This is a genomic window from Pseudolysinimonas sp. (assembly GCF_057350545.1).
The window spans coordinates 1-5,665 of sequence record NZ_JBMRCP010000102.1 but is presented as its reverse complement, the minus strand read 5'-3'; the positions used below and the strand labels follow the sequence as shown (position 1 = coordinate 5,665).

The 5,665-nt window shown below is 70.2% G+C and carries 8 protein-coding genes; 3 read left to right on the top strand and 5 right to left on the bottom strand.

All coding sequences use genetic code 11. The features are described 5' to 3' along the window. The 4 genes from glgX to ACO1X9_RS13990 form a co-directional block, all read right to left on the bottom strand. Positions 1-1,698: glycogen debranching protein GlgX (gene glgX, locus ACO1X9_RS14005; protein WP_486351460.1), on the bottom strand; the 1,698-nt coding region annotated here is incomplete at its 3' end. Then, positions 1,695-1,958, bottom strand: coding sequence for a hypothetical protein (locus tag ACO1X9_RS14000; RefSeq protein ID WP_486351459.1), 264 nt, complete (start codon positions 1,956-1,958; stop codon positions 1,695-1,697). The genes glgX and ACO1X9_RS14000, both read right to left, overlap by 4 nt. Further along, positions 1,955-2,287, bottom strand: coding sequence for a hypothetical protein (locus ACO1X9_RS13995; protein WP_486351458.1), 333 nt, complete (start codon positions 2,285-2,287; stop codon positions 1,955-1,957). Before ACO1X9_RS13995 ends, ACO1X9_RS14000 begins: the two co-directional genes overlap by 4 nt. A gap of 64 nt (positions 2,288-2,351) precedes the next feature. Further along, positions 2,352-2,669 (bottom strand): DUF7882 family protein, encoded by a 318-nt coding sequence (locus tag ACO1X9_RS13990; RefSeq protein ID WP_486351457.1) that lies wholly within the window; start codon positions 2,667-2,669, stop codon positions 2,352-2,354. A gap of 89 nt (positions 2,670-2,758) precedes the next feature. Between ACO1X9_RS13990 and ACO1X9_RS13985 the strand changes: the two genes are divergently transcribed. Continuing rightward, positions 2,759-3,598, top strand: coding sequence for an EAL domain-containing protein (locus tag ACO1X9_RS13985; RefSeq protein WP_486351456.1), 840 nt, complete (start codon positions 2,759-2,761; stop codon positions 3,596-3,598). A gap of 51 nt (positions 3,599-3,649) precedes the next feature. On the opposite strand, the gene ACO1X9_RS13980 is transcribed toward ACO1X9_RS13985, so the two are convergent. Beyond that, positions 3,650-3,919 (bottom strand): hypothetical protein, encoded by a 270-nt coding sequence (locus ACO1X9_RS13980; RefSeq protein ID WP_486351455.1) that lies wholly within the window; start codon positions 3,917-3,919, stop codon positions 3,650-3,652. Positions 3,920-3,967: 48 nt separating this feature from the next. Here ACO1X9_RS13980 and ACO1X9_RS13975 point away from each other — a divergent pair, with 48 nt between their 5' ends. Continuing rightward, positions 3,968-4,273, top strand: coding sequence for a DUF7882 family protein (locus ACO1X9_RS13975; RefSeq protein ID WP_486351454.1), 306 nt, complete (start codon positions 3,968-3,970; stop codon positions 4,271-4,273). Positions 4,274-4,283: 10 nt separating this feature from the next. Then, positions 4,284-5,665, top strand: a 1,382-nt coding sequence (locus tag ACO1X9_RS13970) for a dihydrolipoyl dehydrogenase family protein (RefSeq protein WP_486351453.1), incomplete at its 3' end; no start/stop codon positions are given.

The window sequence follows — 5,665 nt, the reverse complement described above, 5'->3', positions numbered from 1 at the left end:
GGAGAGCTCGGAGTCCTGCGCGTACACGTTGTTGTTCCCGAGCTGCGTGCGCCCGAGCTCGTCGCCGTGCAGGATCATCGGCACACCCTGGCTCAGCAGCAGCGTCGCGAGGATGTTGCGCTGCCGGCGCGCGCGCAGGGTGAGGATGTCGGGATCCTCGGTCTCGCCTTCGACGCCCGAGTTCCACGACCGGTTGTGGCTCTCGCCGTCGTTGCCGTCCTCGCCGTTCGCGTCGTTGTGCTTCTCGTCGTACGACACGAGGTCGCGCAAGGTGAAGCCGTCGTGGGCGGTGACGAAGTTGATGGACGCGACCGGCCGGCGGCCGTCCTGCTGGTAGAGGTCGGCCGGCCCCGTGATGCGCGCCGCGAACTCGCCGAGCGTCGCGGGCTCACCGCGCCAGAAGTCGCGCACCGTGTCGCGGTACTTGCCGTTCCACTCGGTCCACTGCGGCGGGAACCCGCCCACCTGGTATCCGCCCGGTCCGATGTCCCACGGCTCGGCGATGAGCTTCACCTGCGAGATCACCGGGTCCTGCTGCACGAGCTCGAAGAAGCTCGAGAGCTTGTCGACCTCGTAGAACTCGCGCGCGAGCGTCGCCGCGAGGTCGAACCGGAACCCGTCGACGTGCATCTCGAGCACCCAGTAGCGCAGCGAGTCCATGATGAGCTGGAGCGTGTGCGGCGTGCGCACGTTCATCGAGTTGCCGGTGCCCGTGTAGTCCATGTAGTACCGCGGGTCGTCCTCGACGAGGCGGTAGTAGGCGGCGTTGTCGATCCCGCGCATCGAGATCGTCGGCCCGAGGTGGTTGCCCTCCGCGGTGTGGTTGTAGACGACATCCAGGATGACCTCGATGCCCGCCGTGTGGAGGGCGCGCACCATCCCCTTGAACTCCTGCACCTGGTGCCCCGCGACCCCGCTCGACGCGTAGGCGGCGTGCGGCGCGAAGAACCCGATCGTGTTGTAACCCCAGTAGTTCGAGAGCCCCTTGTCTTGCAGGGTCGAGTCATTGACGAACTGGTGCACGGGCATGAGCTCGATCGCTGTGATGCCGAGCTTCTGGAGGTGCGCGATGACCGCCGGGTGGGCGAGGCCGGCGTAGGTGCCGCGCAGCTCGTCGGGAACGTCGGGGTGCCGCATCGTCAAGCCGCGCACGTGCGCTTCGTAGATGACGGTGTCCTTGTAGGGGACGCGAGGTGACACGTCGCCCGTCCAGTCGAAGAACGGATTCACCACGACGCCGTGCATCATGTCGGCAGCCGAGTCGTCGTCGTTGCGGTTGTCGGCGTCGCCCCCGTCCTCGTCGCCGAACGGGTACGAGAAGAGCGACTGCCCCCACCGGATGTCGCCGATCGTCGCCTTCGCGTAGGGATCGAGCAGCAGCTTGTTGGGGTTGAACCGCAGGCCCCGCGCCGGATCCCACGGGCCGTGCACACGGTAGCCGTAACGCTGCCCGGGCTGCACGCCGGGAAGGTAGGCGTGCCAGACGTAGGCGTCGACCTCGGTGATCTCCACGCAGGTCTCGGTGCCGTCGTCGGCGATGAGGCAGAGCTCGACCCGCTCGGCGTTCTCGCTGAACAGCGCGAAGTTGGTGCCGTTGCCGTCGAAGGTGGCGCCGAGCGGATACGCCGAGCCGGGCCACGTCTCGACGACAGGCTCAGGACGGGGCTGTGGGGCTGCCGACTCCCCGCCGGCGGTCACCGGCTTCCCGTCCGGCGGAGGTCTTCGTCGACGCCCGCGAGCACCCACCCACCGCCGTCTCGCTTGAGATCGAACATCGCCGTCATCCCGTCGTCGCTCTGTGCCCGCACGCGCCAGTAGCGCTCCCCGTTGATGTCGGCGCACTTGGGTTCGTCGAGCACCCGGAACCGCACGCTGCCGCTCAGCAGCCTCACCGGGGCGTCGTCGACGAACCAGACCGAGATCGGCGAGCCGGTGCTCGCCGGGTGCAGGGGGGTCATCGGATGAGCGCGAACGCCAGCCCGAGCGCGATCAGGGCAGCACCGCCGTTGATCGCGATCAGGAGGAGCGTGGCGCCGCGAGGAGCGCCCCGGTGGACCTCATCTCCCCCGTCGACGACGGAGAGCGCTGAGTCGAGGTCCGGGAACGAACCGAGCGCACGGCCGCGGGCGCTCCTCGCGTGGTACGAGCCGTCAGATCTCTCGACCATGCCGGCGTAATCACCGCGACGGGTCGCCACCCAGAGACCGGCCGCGGGGCTTGCCCAGCGCACCTCGGATGCGATCTCCGGCGAGGCGGAGTGCGTCGGCGAGGGGAGCTGGAGGGTCATGTCCGAAACGCTACGAGCCGAGCGCGAACCGACGTGGGGGCTTGACAGCGACGCGGCGGCGCTCTTAGGCGGCGGGCGGGTCTTTCTCCGGAGGCTCGGGGGTCAGCACGAGCCCGCCCGGCGAGTTCGCGGACTTGCTGAGGATCTGCACCCACTCGGGGTTGAGCCGCGGCTGACGCCCACCGAAGTACTCGAACGTGAGCGGGATGCTCGGGGCGAGCCAGACCGACGTGCGCCCGAAGCCGCTGCGAGAAGGCTCGGTCCAGGTGAACGAGAAGTGCTCGCCGCGTCGGAGCTTCGACCAGATGACCACCTGGAGGTGCGCCAGGATGCGGTCGTCGAAGGAGACGGCGAGTTTGGAGTCGTAGGTCAGGGTGCCCATCAAGCGGAGCATATCGCGCCCGGATCCGAAGACGGTCGCCCGGGCACGGGGGTTCCCTTCCGTAGGGGGCCGCGTAGTATACGCACACGATGGACGATCTGTCCCGTGTTGACCGTGACCCGAACGCGGCCGAATCTGGATCGGTGCACGAGGGTGATGTGTCGCGCTCCGCGACCGAGTTGGCGGGACAGCTCCGCCACGCCTTCGTCGCGGGTGAGCTGACCGCGTTCTTCCAGCCCCAGTACGACCTGAAGACGGGTCGCGTCGTCGCGGTCGAGGCGCTCTGCCGCTGGATTCACCCGCAGGACGGCCTGCTGCTCCCGGGCCGCTTCATCGACATCGCGGAGCAGTACGGCCTCATCGCCGACGTCGGGCGGTTCATGCTCGACGAGTCGGGGCGACGCATCGCCGACTGGCACGCGCGGGGCGTCGAGGTCGGGCTCTCGCTCAACGTCTCACCGTCGGAGTTGCGTCCCGAGTTCGCGGCGGCCGTGCTGCGCCGTCTGCGCGAACTCGACCTGCCGCGCTTCGCGCTCACCGTCGAGATCACCGAGTCGCCGGAGTTCACCTACAGCCCCGACGAGATGGCGACCCTCGGCGCGCTCGTCGACGGCGGTGTCGGTGTCTCGATCGACGACTTCGGCACGGGCCACACGTCGCTCGAGCTCGTCCGCCGCCTGCCGCTCACCGAGGTGAAGATCGACAGGTCGCTCGTGCACGCCGGAGCTGACGCCGTCGACCACCTCGTACTCGAGTGCATCGCGCTCGCTCACGAGCGCTGCGCCTGCGTCGTCGCGGAAGGCATCGAGACCGTCGAGCACTTCGACCGCGCGGTGGCGTGGGGCTGCGACCGTGCGCAGGGGTACTACTTCTCGCCGCCGCTTCCGGTGCACGAGGTCGAGCCGCTGCTCGTCGCGACCGCCGACTGAGTCACGGTCGTCGAGTAGCGCCGCAGGCGGGTGTCGCTCGGTGGTCGAGACCTAGATCCCGAACTCGTCGGGCGTCTCCGCCACGTGCGCGTCGGACTCCGACGACGGCATGGCGCTCTCGCCGACGTCGATCTGCGACCACGTCACGGGCATGCCCGGCGAGAAGAGGATGTCGATGCCCGGCCCTCCGCGCAGCGGCGGGATGTTGACATAGCCGCCACCCGCCTGGATCGCGGAGAGGATCTGGGTCTTCAGGTCCGTCACGGGCTCGGGGAGGAAGTAATCCCGTCCGTCGACGGTGAGTCGGTTCACGATGGCCACGAGCGCAAGGGTACCGGCGAAATCCTCCGGGCCCGTAGGATCGCCTCAATGGGACAGTTGCACTACGGTTCGCCCCCCGCGACCTACGAGATCGATGACCGCACGCTCGCGCACGTCGAGCTCGTGGTGTTGGCGAAGCTGCGCCGAAACGAGAGCTTCGCGCTGACGCTCGACGCCCCGAAGGGCGACGGGCGCTCGACGCTGTGGATCAACGCGTCGTCGACGCTGCGTTTCGACTTCGACGCCCAGTCGCACGACATCAACCGGGTCTGGCTCGACGAGCTCATCGACTCGGCGAACACGACGCTCGGGATGCGCATCGTGCCCGAGCCGGAGCGCACGCCCGCGGCGTAGCCTGTTCCGCATGGAGCGCCGCGAGGTCGACGTCGTCGTGATCGGAGCCGGCGCGGTCGGCGAGAACGTCGCGGACCGCGCGGTGCAGGGCGGCCTGACCGTCGCGATGGTCGAGGCCGAGCTCGTCGGCGGCGAGTGCTCCTACTGGGCCTGCATGCCCTCGAAGGCACTGCTCCGGGCCGGCGCCGCCACCCGAGCCGCGCGCGCCGTGCGCGGAGTCGGAGCGATCGGCGAGATCGACCCGTCCGCCGTCTTCGCCCGTCGCGACGCGGTCACGAATGACTGGGATGACTCCTCGCAGGTGTCGTGGGCGGAGGGCGCCGGCATCGAGGTCGTACGCGGTCACGGGCGCCTCGTCGGCGAGCGCCGCGTCGTCGTGACCTCCCCGGGCGGTGCGGAGACCGAGTTCACCGCCCGCCACGCCGTCGCGGTCGCCACCGGGAGCGCAGCTCTGCTCCCCGACATCCCGGGTCTCGCCGACCTCTCGCCGTGGACGAGCCGTGAGGCGACGAGCGCGAAGGCCGCCCCGGCGAGTCTCGCGATCCTCGGCGGTGGCGTCGTCGGCGCCGAGATGGCGACCGCCTACTCCGACTTCGGCACGACGGTGACCCTCCTCGCTCGGAGCGGCCTGCTCGGCGGGCAGGAGCCGTTCGCGGGTGATCGTGTCACAGCGGCCCTGCGCGGGCGCGGGGTCGATGTGCGCACGGGCGTCGACGTCGTGGCCGCGCGCCGCGAGGGCTCGGCGAAGGTGCTCGAACTCTCCGACGGCTCGGAGGTGCGCGCCGATGAGGTGCTCGTCGCGGTCGGCCGCACGCCGCGGACGGGCGACCTCGGCCTCGAGTCGGTCGGCCTGGAGCCGGGCGCCTGGCTCGGCGTCGACGACACGCTCCGGGTGCGCGGCGTCGACTGGCTGTACGGCGTCGGCGACGTCAACCACCGCGCTCTGCTCACCCACCAGGGCAAGTACCAGGCACGCGCCGCGGGCGACGTGATCGCCGCCCGGGCCACGGGTCGGGATGCCGACACCGCCCCCTGGGGACGTCACGTCGCCACAGCCGACCACTCCGCCGTGCCGCAGGTGACGTTCACCGACCCGGAGGTCGCCTCCGTCGGTCTCACCGCCGCCGACGCCGAGAAGGCCGGGGTGAGCTTCCGCGTGCTCGACTACGACCTCTCCTGGGTCGCGGGGGCCTCGGTGGTCGCCGACGACTACTCCGGCACCGTGCGCGCGATCGTCGACGACGACCGCCGCGTGCTGCTCGGGATGACGCTCGTCGGCCCGGGCGTCGGCGAGCTCCTGCACGCCGCGACGATCGCGATCGTCGGCGAGGTGCCGCTCGACCGACTGTGGCACGCCGTGCCGCCGTACCCGACGCTCAGCGAGGTCTGGCT

What these genes read in the sequence shown, in the direction of transcription:
- ACO1X9_RS14000 (WP_486351459.1), bottom strand. Translation starts at nt 1,958, where the DNA reads ATGACCCCCCTGCACCCGGCGAGCACCGGCTCGCCGATCTCGGTCTGG.
- ACO1X9_RS13995 (WP_486351458.1), bottom strand. Translation starts at nt 2,287, where the DNA reads ATGACCCTCCAGCTCCCCTCGCCGACGCACTCCGCCTCGCCGGAGATC.
- ACO1X9_RS13990 (WP_486351457.1), bottom strand. Translation starts at nt 2,669, where the DNA reads ATGGGCACCCTGACCTACGACTCCAAACTCGCCGTCTCCTTCGACGAC.
- ACO1X9_RS13985 (WP_486351456.1), top strand. Translation starts at nt 2,759, where the DNA reads ATGGACGATCTGTCCCGTGTTGACCGTGACCCGAACGCGGCCGAATCT.
- ACO1X9_RS13975 (WP_486351454.1), top strand. Translation starts at nt 3,968, where the DNA reads ATGGGACAGTTGCACTACGGTTCGCCCCCCGCGACCTACGAGATCGAT.